Origin of the sequence: Pseudomonas sp. IT-P12, assembly GCF_949767465.1 — a bacterium.
Taxonomy (GTDB): Bacteria; Pseudomonadota; Gammaproteobacteria; order Pseudomonadales; family Pseudomonadaceae; genus Aquipseudomonas.
In genome coordinates this window covers 76,036-92,050 of the sequence record NZ_CATKPY010000002.1, presented here as the reverse complement: position 1 = coordinate 92,050, position 16,015 = coordinate 76,036, and the positions used below count along the sequence as shown (strand labels likewise).

At 60.8% G+C, this 16,015-nt stretch carries 13 protein-coding genes; 11 read left to right on the top strand and 2 right to left on the bottom strand.

The window, feature by feature from the left end; all coding sequences use genetic code 11:
* Positions 1 to 385 precede the first annotated feature (385 nt).
* On the top strand, positions 386 to 2,563 hold the full coding sequence (locus ACM6IM_RS01270) for a malate synthase G (RefSeq protein ID WP_414863954.1): 2,178 nt from the start codon (positions 386 to 388) through the stop codon (positions 2,561 to 2,563).
* Between the two features lie 82 nt (positions 2,564 to 2,645).
* Here the strand turns inward: ACM6IM_RS01270 and ACM6IM_RS01265 are convergent, their stop codons facing one another.
* Positions 2,646 to 3,092 carry a response regulator gene (locus ACM6IM_RS01265; protein ID WP_192306595.1) on the bottom strand — a complete coding sequence of 149 codons (447 nt, stop codon included), beginning with the start codon at positions 3,090 to 3,092 and terminating at the stop codon, positions 2,646 to 2,648.
* A 254-nt stretch (positions 3,093 to 3,346) separates the two neighbouring features.
* On the opposite strand from ACM6IM_RS01265, the gene ACM6IM_RS01260 reads away from it, so the two are divergent.
* From ACM6IM_RS01260 to ACM6IM_RS01215, 10 genes are all read left to right on the top strand, one after another.
* Positions 3,347 to 5,287 (top strand): putative nucleotidyltransferase substrate binding domain-containing protein, encoded by a 1,941-nt coding sequence (locus ACM6IM_RS01260; protein WP_414863953.1) that lies wholly within the window; start codon positions 3,347 to 3,349, stop codon positions 5,285 to 5,287.
* Entirely contained in the window at positions 5,284 to 5,991 is a 708-nt protein-coding gene (locus ACM6IM_RS01255; protein ID WP_201191815.1) for a PolC-type DNA polymerase III, read from the top strand. Before ACM6IM_RS01260 ends, ACM6IM_RS01255 begins: the two co-directional genes overlap by 4 nt.
* A 239-nt stretch (positions 5,992 to 6,230) precedes the next feature.
* Positions 6,231 to 6,749, top strand: a complete 519-nt coding sequence (locus tag ACM6IM_RS01250; RefSeq protein ID WP_192306610.1) for an RNA polymerase sigma factor — start codon at positions 6,231 to 6,233, stop codon at positions 6,747 to 6,749.
* Positions 6,746 to 7,717, top strand: coding sequence for a FecR domain-containing protein (locus tag ACM6IM_RS01245; RefSeq protein ID WP_414863952.1), 972 nt, complete (start codon positions 6,746 to 6,748; stop codon positions 7,715 to 7,717). Before ACM6IM_RS01250 ends, ACM6IM_RS01245 begins: the two co-directional genes overlap by 4 nt.
* Positions 7,718 to 7,927: 210 nt before the next feature.
* Positions 7,928 to 10,366: a TonB-dependent siderophore receptor gene (locus ACM6IM_RS01240; RefSeq protein WP_201191809.1), complete on the top strand. Its 2,439-nt coding sequence runs from the start codon at positions 7,928 to 7,930 to the stop codon at positions 10,364 to 10,366.
* 72 nt (positions 10,367 to 10,438) lie between these two features.
* Positions 10,439 to 11,569, top strand: coding sequence for a PepSY-associated TM helix domain-containing protein (locus ACM6IM_RS01235; protein ID WP_414863951.1), 1,131 nt, complete (start codon positions 10,439 to 10,441; stop codon positions 11,567 to 11,569).
* Positions 11,566 to 11,745: a hypothetical protein gene (locus ACM6IM_RS01230; protein ID WP_414863950.1), complete on the top strand. Its 180-nt coding sequence runs from the start codon at positions 11,566 to 11,568 to the stop codon at positions 11,743 to 11,745. Before ACM6IM_RS01235 ends, ACM6IM_RS01230 begins: the two co-directional genes overlap by 4 nt.
* Positions 11,746 to 11,921: 176 nt before the next feature.
* A complete protein-coding gene (locus ACM6IM_RS01225) occupies positions 11,922 to 12,551 on the top strand; it encodes a glutathione S-transferase (protein ID WP_414863949.1) in 630 nt (209 codons plus the stop codon).
* A 102-nt stretch (positions 12,552 to 12,653) separates the two neighbouring features.
* Positions 12,654 to 13,562 carry an RHS repeat-associated core domain-containing protein gene (locus tag ACM6IM_RS01220; protein ID WP_414863948.1) on the top strand — a complete coding sequence of 303 codons (909 nt, stop codon included), beginning with the start codon at positions 12,654 to 12,656 and terminating at the stop codon, positions 13,560 to 13,562.
* A 32-nt stretch (positions 13,563 to 13,594) separates the two neighbouring features.
* Positions 13,595 to 14,479: an RHS repeat-associated core domain-containing protein gene (locus ACM6IM_RS01215; protein ID WP_414863947.1), complete on the top strand. Its 885-nt coding sequence runs from the start codon at positions 13,595 to 13,597 to the stop codon at positions 14,477 to 14,479.
* Between the two features lie 98 nt (positions 14,480 to 14,577).
* Here the strand turns inward: ACM6IM_RS01215 and creD are convergent, their stop codons facing one another.
* On the bottom strand, positions 14,578 to 15,948 hold the full coding sequence (gene creD / locus ACM6IM_RS01210; protein ID WP_414863946.1) for a cell envelope integrity protein CreD: 1,371 nt from the start codon (positions 15,946 to 15,948) through the stop codon (positions 14,578 to 14,580).
* Positions 15,949 to 16,015 lie beyond the last annotated feature (67 nt).

Genomic DNA, 16,015 nt, shown 5'->3' with positions numbered 1-16,015 from the left:
CACAATCTTGAGCCGCCCAACAAATCGTGTACAACTCACGATATTTAACTGGAACAATCCATCTGTTTTTTGAGAACATCCTGTGCCCCGCTGTGACTGCAATGCGTCACGGGGTCGCAGAACGACGTAATTAGTCTAATTTTCACAACCGCAATTCATCATGTAGTATTCCGCAGCGCGCACTACATAACGTTGGATCGATGTCTGCCGCAGGCACGATCGCAACCCTGAAAGCCCTGTCAGCAAGGCCTCAAAGCCGTTGATCGGTTCCAGCCCGGCCGCCCGCAATGGCATGTACCGGGGGAAGGGGTTTGTGGTTTAAATAGCCCGAGGCTTCATTGTCAATTTGAAGAAAAAGAAATAGCTGAGCAGAGTGAGGCAAGCAATGACTGAACACGTTCAAGTCGGTGGCCTGCAGGTCGCCAAAGTCCTGTTCGACTTCGTGAACAACGAAGCCATTCCCGGAACCGGCCTCACCGCCGACACGTTCTGGGCCGGTGCCGACAAGGTCATCCATGACCTGGCACCGAAGAACAAAGCCCTACTCGCCAAACGCGATGATATCCAGGCTCGCATTGATGCCTGGCACCAGGAACGCGCCAGTCAGGCCCATGACGCCGTGGCTTATAAGGCGTTCCTGCAAGACATCGGTTATCTGCTGCCAGAAGCGGCCGATTTCCAGGTAACGACGCAAAACGTCGATGAAGAAATCGCCCGTATGGCCGGCCCGCAACTCGTGGTGCCGGTGATGAATGCCCGTTTCGCGCTCAACGCCTCGAACGCCCGCTGGGGTTCGCTGTATGACGCGCTGTACGGCACCGACGCCATCAGCGAAGCGGATGGCGCGGAAAAAGGCAAAGGCTACAACAAGGTCCGCGGCGACAAGGTCATCGCCTTCGCCCGTGCCTTCCTCGACGAAGCGGCGCCATTGGCCGCCGGCTCCCACGTCGATGCCACCCGCTACACGATCGTCGACGGCAAACTGGTGGTCGCGCTCAAGGGCGGCAGCAACAGCGGCCTGCGCAACGACGCCCAGTTGATCGGTTTCCAGGGCGATGCCTCGGCACCGATCGCGATCCTGCTGAAAAACAACGGCCTGCATTTCGAGATCCAGGTCGACGCCAGCACGCCGGTCGGCCAGACCGATGCCGCCGGTGTCAAAGACATCCTGATGGAAGCGGCGCTGACCACCATCATGGACTGCGAAGACTCCGTCGCCGCCGTCGATGCCGATGACAAGGTGGTGATCTACCGCAACTGGCTCGGCCTGATGAAGGGCGACCTGGCCGAAGAAGTCGCCAAGGGCGGCAAGACCTTCACCCGCACCATGAACGCCGACCGCACCTACACCGCAGTCGACGGCAGCGCACTGAGCCTGCACGGGCGCTCGCTGCTGTTCGTGCGCAACGTCGGCCACTTGATGACCATCGATGCCATCCTCGACAAGCATGGCAACGAAGTGCCGGAAGGCATCCTCGACGGCCTGGTGACCAGCCTCGCCGCCCTGCACAACCTCAACGGCAACACCACGCGCAAGAACACCCGCACCGGCTCGGTCTACATCGTCAAGCCGAAGATGCACGGCCCCGAAGAAGCTGCGTTCACCAACGAGCTGTTCGGCCGCATCGAAGACGTGCTCGGCCTGCCGCGCAACACCCTCAAGGTCGGGATCATGGACGAGGAGCGCCGTACCACGGTCAACCTCAAGGCCTGCATCCAGGCGGCGAGCGAGCGTGTCGTGTTCATCAACACCGGTTTCCTCGACCGTACCGGCGATGAAATCCACACCTCCATGGAAGCCGGCCCGATGGTGCGCAAGGCGGACATGAAGGCGGAAAAATGGATCAGCGCCTACGAGAACTCCAACGTCGACATCGGTTTGAGCACCGGCCTGCAAGGTCGCGCGCAGATCGGTAAAGGCATGTGGGCCATGCCCGACCTGATGGCGGCGATGCTCGAACAGAAAATCGCTCACCCACTGGCCGGCGCCAACACGGCCTGGGTTCCATCGCCAACGGCGGCGGCACTGCACGCGCTGCATTACCACAAGGTCGACGTGTTCGCCCGCCAGGCCGAACTGGCCAAGCGCGCGCCCGCGTCGGTGGACGACATCCTGACCATCCCGCTGGCAGTGAACCCGCAGTGGACCGCCGAACAGATCAAGAACGAACTGGACAACAACGCCCAGGGCATTCTCGGTTACGTGGTGCGCTGGATCGATCAGGGCGTGGGTTGCTCGAAGGTGCCGGACATCAACGACATCGGCCTGATGGAAGACCGCGCCACCCTGCGCATTTCCAGCCAGCACATCGCCAACTGGCTGCGCCACGGCATCGTCACCCAGGCGCAGGTGATGGAAAGCCTCAAGCGCATGGCACCGGTGGTCGATCGTCAGAACGCCAATGACCCGCTGTACCGCCCGTTGGCACCGGACTTCGACAGCAACATCGCCTTCCAGGCGGCGGTCGAACTGGTGATCGAAGGCACCCGACAGCCGAACGGCTACACCGAGCCGGTCCTGCACCGTCGTCGTCGCGAGTTCAAGGCTGCCAACGGCCTGTAACTGAGCGTCGATACCGGAAACGAAAAAGCCCTGATCGAAAGATCAGGGCTTTTTTGTTCGCTGCCACAGGGCAGGACCAGCACTAAGGCTCCATCCCCAGTTCATGCTTCACCAGCGCCAGCAATTTTTGCGTATCGATCGGTTTGAGCAGGAAATCCACCACGCTCAAATGCATGGCGGCTATCGCGTCCTTCACATCGGCATCACCGGAAACGATGATGAACGGCATTGCCGCCCGCACCGATTCGCGCACCTGGCGGATCAAATCCAGGCCATCGATATGCCCCATGCGCAGATCGGTGATCACCAGGCCGATCGAAGGTTTTTCGCTCAACATCTTGAGCGCCGTTTCACCGCTGGCAGCGGTCATGCAACGAATGCCATCCAGACCGAGGATCTCCGACAGCAGCTCGCGGGCATCTTTATCGTCATCGACGATCAGTACGCGTTGCGGCGGCAGGTCGGGCTCCAGCATGACGGCGCTCAGCGCCTCGCGCTCGGCGTCACTCAAAATATCGTGGTCGGACATGGCAATCTCTAAATGATCAAATTCGTTCCCTGACTCAGTGGTGAGACATCGCTAAGCAGACCTTCTAATGTGCACTTCGTCGGATTTTTTGCCTATAAGGGAAAGGATAGGTTCTTCCTCGATTTTCGTAGGGGTTTTCCTTTATCTCGCGCTCGGGGGCCCAACCTAGACTTACGTCCAATGGGCACTCAGCGCTCAGGGGCTGACCATGACCGAGTCATCCGACAACAACAATTCGAAAAAAGACTGCGGTAATGGTTATGAGTAGAGCGGACGCCTTCACACAGGCAGGGAAAACCGCGGTATTGCAGAACATCCAGGGTACCTTGCAATTCCTCCAGCGCTTCCCGCCCTTCAATCAGATGGAACACGCCCACCTGGCGTACCTGGTCGAACAATGTCAGCTGCGTTTTTATGCTCCGGGCGAAAGCATCATCAAGCCCGCCGATGGCCCGGTCGAGCATTTCTACATCGTCAAGCAGGGTCGGGTGGTCGGCGAGCGTCCCCACAGCGCCAAGGGCGGCACCGAAACCACCTTCGAAATCACCACCGGGGAGTGCTTTCCCCTCGCCGCGCTGCTGGGTGAACGAGCGACCCGCACCGAACACCTGGCGGCCGAAGACACCTTTTGCCTGCAACTGAACAAGCTGGCATTCATCAAGCTGTTTGCGCTGTCCAACACCTTTCGCGACTTCGCCCTGCGCGGCGTCAGCAGCCTGTTGGACCAGGTCAACCAGCAAGTCCAGCAGAAAGCCGTGGAAACCCTCGGCACCCAGTATTCGCTCAATACTCGCCTGGGCGAGCTGGCCATGCGTCACCCGGTAACCTGCAGCCCCGACACGCCACTGCGCGAAGCCGTGAGCCTGATGCACGAGCAGCAGGTCGGCAGCATCGTGGTCGTCGACGAAAACAAGGCCCCCCAGGGCATTTTCACTTTGCGAGACCTGCGCCAGGTAGTGGCGGGCGGCACCAGTGACTTCAACGAGGCCATCGACCGGCACATGACCCGGGCGCCGTTTTTCCTGAGCCCGGATCACAGCGCCTTCGACGCGGCGATTGCCATGACCGAGCGGCACATCGCGCATGTCTGCCTGGTCAAGGATCAGCGCCTGTGTGGCGTGGTGTCCGAGCGTGACCTGTTTTCCCTGCAACGGGTCGACCTGGTGCACCTGGCCCGCACCATCCGCAGCGCCCAACGGGTGGAAAACCTGGTGGCGCTGCGCGGCGAGATCGGCCAATTGGTGGAGCGCATGCTCGCCCACGGCGCGTCGTCGACCCAGATCACCCACATCATTACCCTGCTCAACGACCACACCGTGTGCCGGGTGATCGAACTGACGCTCGCCGAGAAAGGCGATCCCGGCATACCGTTCAGCTGGTTATGCTTCGGCAGCGAAGGTCGCCGCGAGCAGACGCTGCACACCGACCAGGACAACGGCATCCTGTTCGAGGCCCGCGACGCCGCCCATGCCGCCGAGATTCGCGGCAAGCTGCTGCCCATCGCGCAACACATCAACCAGAGCCTGGCGCAGTGCGGCTTCACCCTATGCAAAGGCAACATCATGGCCGGCAACCCCGAGCTGTGCCTGTCCCGCGCCGAGTGGGCGCGGCGCTTTGCGGCGTTCATACGCGAAGCGACGCCGGAGAACCTGTTGGGGTCGAGCATCTACTTCGATCTGCGGGTGGTCTGGGGCGAGGAGCAAAGCGGCGAACAATTGCGTCGGGGGATTCTCGACCAGGTGGGCGACAACCGCTTGTTCCAGCGCATGATGGCCGAGAACGCCCTGCGCAACCGTCCGCCCGTCGGGCGCTTCCGCGAGTTTGTCCTGGCGCGCAAGAACGGTGAGAAAGCCACCCTGGACCTCAAAGTCCAAGGGCTGACGCCCTTCGTCGACGGCGCCCGATTGCTCGCGCTGGCCCATGGCATCGGGGCGAACAATACGCTGGAGCGCTTCCGCCAACTGGTCGAAAAACAGGTGATCGAACCCCTGGACGGTGCGGCGTACGAAGAGGCCTATCACTTCATTCAACAAACCCGCATGCAGCAACATCAGCTACAGACACGGGAGAATCTGCCCTACTCCAATCGGGTCGATCCCGACAGCCTCAATCATCTGGACCGGCGGATCCTGCGTGAATCCCTGCGCCAGGCCCAACGCCTGCAGAGCAGCCTGACCCTGCGGTATCAGCTATGAGCCTGTTTTCATGGCTGCGACCGGCAGGCCCGATGTTGTCCGGCGAATTGCAGCAACGGCTCAAGGACCTGCCCGTGGCCACCGAACTGGGCGAGTGCAGCCTGCGCCAGCAGCGCTGGGTGGTGCTGGACCTGGAGACCACCGGCCTGAACCTGAACAAGGATCGCGTACTGTCCATTGGCGCCGTGGTGATCGAGGACGGCGCGATCGACTTCAGCCAGCAGTTCGAACGCACCCTGCAATGCACCGACATGAAAGTGGCGCCCAGCGTGTTGATCCACGGTCTGGGCCCGAGCGCGGTGGCCGCTGGCAGCGATCCGGCGCAGGCCTTGATCGAGTTCATGGAGTTCGTCGGCGACAGTCCGATGCTGGCGTTTCATGCGCCGTTCGATCAGCACATGCTCGGGCGCGCGTTGAAAGATCACCTGGGCTACAAGTTGCAGCATACGTTTCTGGATGTCGCCGATATTGCACCGTTGCTGTGTCCCCAGGCGCGCATTCGCGAGGCCGGGCTGGACGACTGGATCGACTGGTTCAAACTCCAGGTGCAGGAGCGCCACCACGCCAGTGCCGATGCACTGGCCACCGCCGAACTGGCGCTGATCCTGTTCAGCCGGGCACGACAGCAGCAAATCCACAGTCCGTTGAATCTGCAACAACGGCTGAACCAGTGGAAACGCCGGCAGAATTCGCCGTCTTTCTAGATCTGTGGCGTCCTTTCGACCGTTATCGCGAGCAGGCTCGCTCCCACAGGAATCTCCAGTGAACGTGGCTTCTGTGGAGACGCTTGGCCCTTGTGGGAGCGAGCCTGCTCGCGATGAACGATAACGCGGTCCGAAACCCTTCCCATCACCTGACCAGTGGCCAATTGCTTAGCGCTCGCGCCTCTGCCACAATCGCGAACAATTCTCGTTAGTTAACACTTCTTAATCGGTGATACGGCGTGTCGTCAGTTCCCAGCCCTCAAAGTGAGCTCGTCGGTGCGCTGTATCGCGACCATCGCGGTTGGCTGCTGGCCTGGCTTCGACGCAACGTCGCCTGCCCGCAACGGGCCGAGGACCTGAGCCAGGACACGTTCGTGCGTCTGCTGGGCCGCGAGGAACTCAAGGAACCACGCGAACCCCGGGCGTTTCTGGTGGCCATCGCCAAAGGCCTGCTGTTCGACTACTTCCGCCGAGCCGCGCTGGAGCAGGCCTACCTTACCGAGCTGATGCTGATTCCCGAAGACGAACAGCCTTCGCCTGAAGAACGGCAGATGATCCTCGAAGACCTGAAGAACATCGACCGCCTGCTGGGCAAACTGTCCAGCAAGGCCCGGGCCGCGTTTCTCTACAACCGGCTGGACGGCCTGAGCCATGCGGACATCGCCCAGCGCCTGGGGGTGTCGGTGCCAAGGGTTCGCCAATACCTGGCCCAGGGCATTCGCCAGTGCTACATCGCGCTGTACGGTGAACCGGTATGATCCCGGCCAGCTCCAAGCCGGTCTCGGCACAGGTGCTGGACGCAGCGATTGCCTGGCAATTGTCGCTGGACTCCGCCAACCCGGTAGAACGCGAAGAATTCGCCAAATGGCACGCCGCCCACGAAGAACATGCCCGCGCCTGGCGCCAGTTGGGCATGCTCGACCAGCGTTTCAGCGTGGCCAGCGGCCCGGCCCGCGCCGCGTTGCTGCAATCGCGCGCGAGCGTTCGTCGACGGGTGCGAAAGCTGGGCAACGGCCTGGCGAGCATCGTGGCGGTGATCGGCCTGGCCCTGTTCGCCGGCGAGCGTTACGTCCCGCTGGACTACTGGCTCGCCGATCAGCGCACCGCCACCGGGGAACAGCGCACCCTGCGCCTGAGCGACGGCACGGTGATCAACCTCAACACCCACAGTGCCGTGGACGTGCGGTTCGATGAAAAGCAGCGCCGGGTGATTCTCCAGGACGGCGAAATCCTCGTCGAAACCGGCCATGGCGATGCCCGGCCCTTTATCGTCGAAACCCGCGAAGGTCGCCTGCGCGCCTTGGGCACCCGGTTCCTGGTCAAGCGCGAAGCGCAAGGCACGCGCCTGAGCGTGTTGAAGTCAGCCGTGGCGGCTCATCCGCAGTCGAGTGCCGACGAACAGATTCTGCAGGAAGGCCAGCAAGTGCTGATGCGCAGCCATGGCCTGGACCCCATCGCTGCGCTCAACGTCGGCGCCGATGCCTGGACCCGCGGCATGCTGGTGGTGGACAACGCGCGCCTGGAAGACCTGGTGCATGAGCTCGGCCGCTATCGCCGCGGGCACCTTGGCGTGGCGCCGGAAGTCGCTGACCTGCGCATCACCGGCAGCTTCCCGTTGAACGACACCGACCTGGCCTTGAGCGCCCTGCTGCCAACCTTGCCGGTGCAGATCGAGCAGCACACGGCGTGGTGGGTGACAGTGGCGAAGGCTGACGTCAAACCCTGATGTTCGCGGCGCTCTGGCCGACGTTTTCGCGAGCAGGCTCGCTCCCACAGGTGATCATGCTGCTTTTACGGGAGCGAACCAGCCTGCGATAAAGCCGCAAGCCCTGGCAAAACTCGCTGAATGGAAATTATTTTCATCCAGCCCTATCACTTTTGAATTTTCGTCCGGCACTTAGGCAATTGAGAAGTATTCCCTTTCAGGAGCCCTTGTATGTCCCGTACGCTAGACACCTTGTTGCGCCCCAGCCTGCTGGCCGTCGCCATCGCCCTTTGTGCCCCTCTGGCCAGCAGTCAGCTGATCGCCGCTGAACAGGCGTCCAGCGTTCGCGCCTACAACCTGCCGGCCGCACCATTGGCCAGCACCCTGAACCAGATCGCCAGCCAGTCGGGCCTGGCGCTGTCGCTGAATCCATCGCTGGCCGCCGGCAAGACCTCGGCACCGGTCAACGGCCAATACGACGCCGCCGGCGCCCTGCGCGCTGCGTTGCGCGGCACCGGTCTGCAACTGGAACAGAGCAGCACCGGCACCTACAGCCTGGTGGCCGCGCCCGAGGGTGTGATGGCGCTGCCGGAGACTGCCATCATCGGCGTGGAGAACACGGAGAGCGCATGGGGCCCAGTCGAAGGTTACCTGGCCAAGCGCACTGCTGCCGGCACCAAGACCGACACCGCACTGGTTGAAGCACCGCGCTCGATTTCGGTCGCCACCCGCCAGCAGATGGAAGACCGTGGCGTCCATAGCCTCGACGACGCCGTGCGCTACATGCCCGGCATCACCTCCGCGAGCTTCGGAAGCGACACCCGACTCGACTGGATGCGGGTACGCGGTTTCGAGCCCACTCAGTTCCTCGACGGACTGCCACTGCCCCGCGGCGTGTATGCCAACCCTAAACCCGAGACCTGGAACCTTGACCGCCTCGCCCTGCTGCGCGGCCCGGCTTCATCGATCTACGGCCAAACACCGCCGGGTGGCCTGTTGGACATGGTCAGCCGCCGTCCAGAGGCTGAAGCGAGCCACGAAATCCAGGTGCAATACGGCAGCGACAATCACCGCCAGATCAACTTCGCCAGCACCGGCAAGATCGACGACGAAGCCCGGTTTCTCTACAGCGTAAGCGGTGTCATTCGCGACGGCGGCACGCAGATCGACCATATCGACGACAAGCGGTACAACATCGCGCCAAGCCTGACCTGGAACATCGACGACGACACCAAACTGACCCTGCTCACACAGTTCACCCGTGATGATACCGGCGTCACCAGCCAGTTCTATCCGATCCAGGGCACCAAGATCGACATGCCATTCGGCAAGATTTCCCAGCACAAGAACCTTGGTGATCCGGATTACGACTTCTACGACCGTACCTACTACGCCTTGGGTTATTCCTTCGAACATCGTTTCAACGACGTGTGGCAGTTCCGTCAGAACCTGCGTTACACCAAATCCGACCTGTCGTTCCAGACAGTGACCGTCAACAGTTACTTCCCATCGATCGGGTTTGTCGTCGACGACCAGGGCAACACCGGCCGTGGCACTACCAATACCGATGAAGACATCAGCCAGTTCGCCGTGGACAACAACTTCCAGGGCGATTTCGCCACCGGTGACGTGAGCCACACGTTACTGATCGGACTGGACCACCAGCGTAGCAACACCAACTACACCTCGATCTTCGGCACAGCACCGGCCATCAACGTCAACCATCCGGTTTACGGCCTGCCCATCACCCGCCCATCGCGCGACGATGCGCTGTATGACTACGACCAGAAAACCCGCCAGACAGGTCTTTACATCCAAGACCAGATGGCCCTGGATCAGTGGCGCCTGACGCTCGGCGGACGTGAAGACTGGGTGCATACCGGCACCAAATTCTTCAATGACAACGATGCCACCAACACCGAGCGCGACAAGAAATTCAGTGGCAACGCGGCCATCAGCTACGTGTTCGATTCGGGCTTCGTGCCTTACCTGTCTTACGCCGAGTCGTTCCAGCCAACGTCGAACGCCACCGCATCGGCAACAAAATCGTTCAAGCCGACCGAAGGCGAGCAATGGGAACTGGGGGTCAAATACCAACCACCGGGCACCAACACCTTGCTGACTGCGGCGGTCTACGACCTGACCCAGAAAAACGTTTCTGTCACCACCACGGTCGCGGGCAACCAGCCAGTCACCAGCCAGACCGGTGAAGTGAAAGTCAAAGGCCTGGAGCTGGAAGCGGTATCCGACGTGACCGACAACCTGAAGGTCATCGCGGCCTATACCCTGGCGAAATCCGAAGTTCAAAAAGGCGACTACAAGGGCAACCGGCTGCAGCTGATGCCCAACCAACAAGCTTCGCTGTGGGCTGACTATACCTGGCACACCGGGGTACTGGACGGCTTCGGCATTGGTGCCGGTGCGCGTTACACCGGCAACACCTACGGCGATCAAGGCAATACCTGGCTGGGCAAGGCAGACGCCTATACGGTGTTCGATGCATCGGTTCACTACGACCTGGGCCGTCTGGACGGTAGCCTGAAAGGCGCTTCGCTGGCCGTGAACGCCACCAACCTGCTCGACAAGGACTACATCTCCACCTGTGACGGTTTCTACTGCTACTACGGAGACCAGCGCAGCGTCATCGCGAGTGCCACCTACAAGTGGTAACCGCTTGATTTGACAAACGCTATGGCCGGGCCGTCCTTGATGGACGGCTTTGGTATTTCTGAAGGCGAAGAAATGAAAAGCAAAACAATCCGCCGCTGGTCCTTTGTCCACACCTGGTCCAGCCTGATCTGCACGGTGTTCCTGCTGATGCTGGCGCTGACCGGCCTGCCGTTGATCTTTCATCACGAGATCGATCATCTGCTGGGCGATGCGCCGGCGTTGAAGGTGATGCCGGCCGATACCCCGCCGTTGAACCTGCAGCTACTGGTGCAGGCGGCGGAAAAACACCGCCCCGGCGAAGTCATGCAATATTTCGGTTTCGACGAAGGCGAGCCCAACGCCGCGATCGCGATCATGGCGGCCACCGCCGGCACCGGCCCCAACGAGTCCCACACCTTCATGCTCGATGCCCGCACCGGCGAGGCGCTGGAGATGCCGTCGGCCAATGGCGGTTTCATGATGCTCATGCTGCGCCTGCACGTGGACATGTTCGCCGAGCTGCCGGGCAAGCTGCTGCTGGCGTTCATGGGCCTGCTGTTCGTGGTGGCGATTGTCTCCGGGACGGTGCTGTACCTGCCGTTCATGCGGCGGCTGAAATTCGCCACCGTGCGCCAGGACAAATCCACGCGCCTGCGCTGGCTCGACCTGCACAACCTGATCGGCGTCGTCACCCTGACCTGGGCGCTGGTGGTCGGCGTGACCGGCGTGATCAGCGCCTGCGCCGACCTGCTGATCGCCGCCTGGCGCAACGACACCCTCAGCGCGATGGTCGCGCCCTACCGCGATGCCCCGCCCCTGACCCACCTGGCCCCGGCCACCCGGCTGCTCGACATTGCCCGCGAGGTCGCCCCCGGCATGCAGCCGGATTTCATCGCCTTCCCCGGCACGCGGTTTTCCAGCGAGCACCATTACGCGGTGTTCATGAAGGGCAGCACGCACCTGACGTCCCACCTGCTGACCCCGATATTGATCGACGCCAGTAACCTGCAAGTCACCGCCGTGGTCGAGCGGCCGTGGTACATGGACGCCATGGGCATGTCGCAGCCGCTGCACTTCGGTGATTACGGCGGCATGCCGATGAAAATCCTCTGGGCCACCCTCGATGGGCTGACCATCATCGTGCTCGGCAGCGGCGTGTACCTGTGGGTGGTACGGCGCAAGGCGGCAAAACCGGCGCCGGGAACAGTCGAGAGCGCCGCATGAAGCCCCGGCAATCGAACTTCTGGAAGGTCTTCGCCACGCCCACCGTCATCGCCCTGTTCACTGCCGCGGGTTTGTTTGCCGCGTTGTTGGGTGACGGGACGTGGGATGCCCTGAGCTGGGTAGGGCTGGGCATTCCGGCCGTCCTGGCGCTGCGCGGCCTGCTGCAACGCCGCTGATCTGGCGTGGCCACCCCCTGTGGGAGCGAGCCTGCTCGCGATGCGGTCAGCCAGTGACATGGACAGCGGCTGACACACCGCATCGCGAGCAGGCTCGCTCCCACAGGTGTCCGGTATTCAAGCCCATCCCTCGAAGCGCTATGCTGCCCGACTCCGCCACCGACCGAGACGTTGCCATGTCCGCCCCAAGCATGACCCTCTATCACAACCCGTTGTCGCCCTTCGTTCGCAAAGTCATGGTGCTCTTGCACGAAACCGGTCAACAGGATCGCGTCAGCCTGCAAAACTGCGTCCTGACGCCAGTCGATCCGGACCAGGCGCTGATCGACGACAATCCCCTGAGCAAGATCCCGGCCTTGCGCCTGGCCGACGGCAGCGTCATCCACGACAGCCGGGTGATCCTCGACTACCTCGACCACCAGCACGTCGGCAATCCGCTGATCCCCCGTGAAGGCTCGGCCCGCTGGCGCCGCCTGACCCTGGCCTCGATGGCCGACGGCATCATGGACGCCGCCGTCCTGACCCGCTACGAAGTCGCCCTGCGCGCCCCGGAAAAACACTGGGCCGAATGGCTCGACGGCCAACGCGACAAGATCCGCCGCGCCCTGGCCCTGCTGGAAAAGGAGGCGATTGCCGAGCTGACCAGCCATTTCGATGTGGCGGCGATCAGCGTGGCCTGTGCCTTGGGGTATCTGGACCTGCGCCATCCAGACCTGGCCTGGCGTGACGCCAACCCGCAGTTGGCGGCGTGGTATTTCGAAGTGAGTCAGCGGCCTTCGATGGTGGCGACGATGCCCAAGGTTTGAGCCCTCGCCGACGGAAGGACTATCAGTTCTGATAGTGGTCAAACACTGCCAAAGCGACGATGCTCAAGATCCAGCATTTTTCGGCTGTTTGGAGCTTGAGCAATGCAAAGCCAATCGCACTCGACCTTACTGCTTGCGAGTGATCAACAAGGCTCGATATCGGCGGTCCTGGGGACGGGTCGGCCTCACTCCATCGCGTACGGCCCGTACGGTCACCGCCCCACGGGCAGTGGCTTGTGCCCTTTGCTGGGATTTACCGGACAACAGCCGGATTCACTCACCGGCCATTATCATTTAGGTAACGGTTATCGGCAGTACAACCCGGCATTCATGCGATTCAACAGTCCGGACAACTGGGGCCCATTTCGGGAGGCTGGAGTGAATGTGTACGTGTATTGCGCGGCAGATCCAATAAATCAAGTTGACCCCACCGGGCACGTTGGTAAGTTTATAGGAAAAATACTGGGGTTCAGGCCACACGCCGCTGCCCAGAAAGCTGCGCTAATCAATAACAAGATCACCAGTTACCCTTATCCGCTGACACACGTGTTTGATCAAAACCCTGCCGTTGGTACCGTGTTTGGCGACTTCGTTACGCGATCTGTCAAAGCAAGCGCATGGAAAAACAAGATCTACATACAAAAAATTGCAGATAACGGACGGCTACAGATCACAACAACCAAACGCATCGAGGCTTACCGCTCAGGGGTCAACACGCTCAGCATCAAGGAAAAAAATTACACCGAACGGCTGATATCGATCAGCACGATTGAAGGTTCTGCACCCGCTGACACTGCCTTCGTAAACGATGTGACTGGTTTGTTGGCTAACTCTAAAAAAGGGTTAACACGCAAGCAGCTTCTCGGCGTATCGCATCCGGATACAGCGGAGGCAATTGCCCGTATACGAGCCCGGAAGCTCCGCGAGCAATATGCATACGAAGATGAGCGGCATGCGCGCTGGAAAATGGGTCCGGAGATGAGCGACGTGTACCCAAATGGACGATACTGAACCACCTCCAATTCGCATCGGAGATCAGTCAAATGCACGGTCGTAAAACAATTTTGTTAGCTACAGACCATGCCGGCTCGGTGTTGAGTGCCGCCGATATGACCGGGAACAACGCCATTGCCTATACGCCTTACGGCGACTCCCCAACAGGGGGAGATTCGCCAAGTCAGCTTCGGTTTAACGGCGCACTCCGCGAGTCAATGTCTGGATGCTATTCACTGGGCAACGGCTATCGAATGTATAGCCCGGTCTTGATGCGGTTTTCAAAGCCGGATTTGGAGAGTCCTTTCCAGAAGGGCTGGCTGAATGCCTATGTTTATTGCGGGGGAGATCCAAGGAATCGGTACGATCCGGATGGCCACGCGTTCACTTCTCTTCTGTCACGCCTGGATGATCTCGGCATGTTCAACATGCCAAGACTCCCCCGTTTGGCGATTGCCAGAAACGTACCTGCGCCTGCTCCGACTTTGAGTCAAGTTGTCGGCTCGGTCGGAACAAACAGACGCCTCAACAGTTTTTCGTCCGGCTACGATTCCATCAAACCCTATAAGGGTATCGACATTGCCCCAACACCGAAAACCCCCTCGGCCCTAGCTCCCAACCAAAACCCTACGTCGACCATTGGCACTTCCCACACTCGCCGAAAGCTCAACTCCATGCACCAGGAGATATTCGGAGTTACTTATTCCAGAGATGTTCACGGGGCTGAAAAAATGTCTGTTAGCGAGTGGGTAGTCGCGGCTCACAACATCCCTGATGAGGAACTGAAAGCGTTTGGCCAGATCCCCCGGGCTGGCGCCATACAAACAAAAAATCTCGACGTTCGGAATAGAGGTATTCAAAGAGAAAGAAAGCTGCAGTTTTACGCGGCAATAGGAACACCCAATGCGAAACTTCCAGGCTGGTTGAAAGGGTAAGCGTCAGGTACCCGATGCACGAGGTGGAAACAACCTGGCGATCAAGGCCGCCAGGTGTTTCCCCAACGCCTGATCCTCGCGCAAACCTACCGAACGGCTCATTTCACCTCTCCCAGATCAAACGCCAGCGGCTTGCCTGCCTTCTGTCCGACGCCATACCAGTCCAGCTTGCGCGTCAGCACCATGAACACCCCGAGCACGCCGAACAGCAGCCCCGAGCCCATCAACAGCGCGTAGTCCTCGGCGCTCAACAAGCCATACAGCAAGCCATACAACGTCGTCAGCCCCGCCGAAAAACTCAAGCCGTGGCGCACGCTGCGCAGCACGTGGCAGACGTAGAACCCGATCAACGACACACAGGCACTGGCCGACAGCAGATACGCCAGGGCAAAGCCGATGTGCTCGGACAGCGACAGCAACAGCAGGTAAAAGAACGCCAGCGCCACGCCGACCAGGGCGTATTGCACCGGGTGCACCGCGAGGCTTTTCAGCACTTCGAACAGGAAGAAGCCGGCGAAGGTCAGGACGATGAACAACAGCGCGTATTTGATCGCCCGGTCGCTTTTCAGATACTGGTCCACCGGGTCGATGAAGCTCACGCCAAAGCTGCGCCCATTGAACGCCTCGCAGCTGCGTCGCAACACGCAATCGTTAAGGGCTTCCTGCAGGTTGGTGGAGAAAAACGAGGTCTGCCATTCGGCGGAGAAACCCTGGTCGCTGATGTCGCGCCGGGCCGGCAGGTAGTTGCCGATGAAACTGGGGTGCGGCCAGTTGGCGGTCAACGATACCGTGCTGGTCTTGCCCACCGGCAGCACCTGCAACTGGCCGGTGCCTTGCAGTTTCAGGTCGAAGGCGAACGTCAGTTGTGCGGTTTGCCGGGCGTCCAGCGTCGGCAGCATCACATGGACGCCCTCACCCAGCCAGCCCACCTGGCTGCCGGGAACGAAGTCCAGGCGCTGGCCGCCGAGTTCGAGTTTCAAGGCGTTCTCGATGCCGCGAATGTCACTGATACCCACCGCCAGGAATGGCTGGTCGAACTGGTAATCGGCGAAGTCTTCCTTGATGCCCAGTTGGGCCGGCAGCGAGAAATGGCCGTTGATGCGGTTGTCGGCATGGAACAGGCGCGCTTGATAGATACCACGGGCGCGGAGTTCGGTCTGCACCTGGCCATCGAGTTCGAAGCGTTCCGGCAGGAAGTACAAACGCCCCCGCTCCTCACCGACTTCCTGGTAACGCTGGTTGGTCTTTTCGTTGAGCTTCCAGGTGCGCACCACCTTGCGGTAGGGCACCACCATCAACGGCCCGCTCAATTGCTGGCTGTAGCTGGAGCTGCGGGCGATGTCTTCCAGCACGCCATCGCGCAGTTGCTGTCGCTCCTGGATCACGCCGTCGATCAGCAACAACGGGATCAGTAACAACAGAATCAACAGGGCGATGGCCCCGAGTTTAAAGGTCAGATTGCGGTTCATGGGACTCTCCCTGTTTGGATGCAGAGAGTCTGGAATCGGTGTGTGGGGGCTTTGTGGGGGGAATATG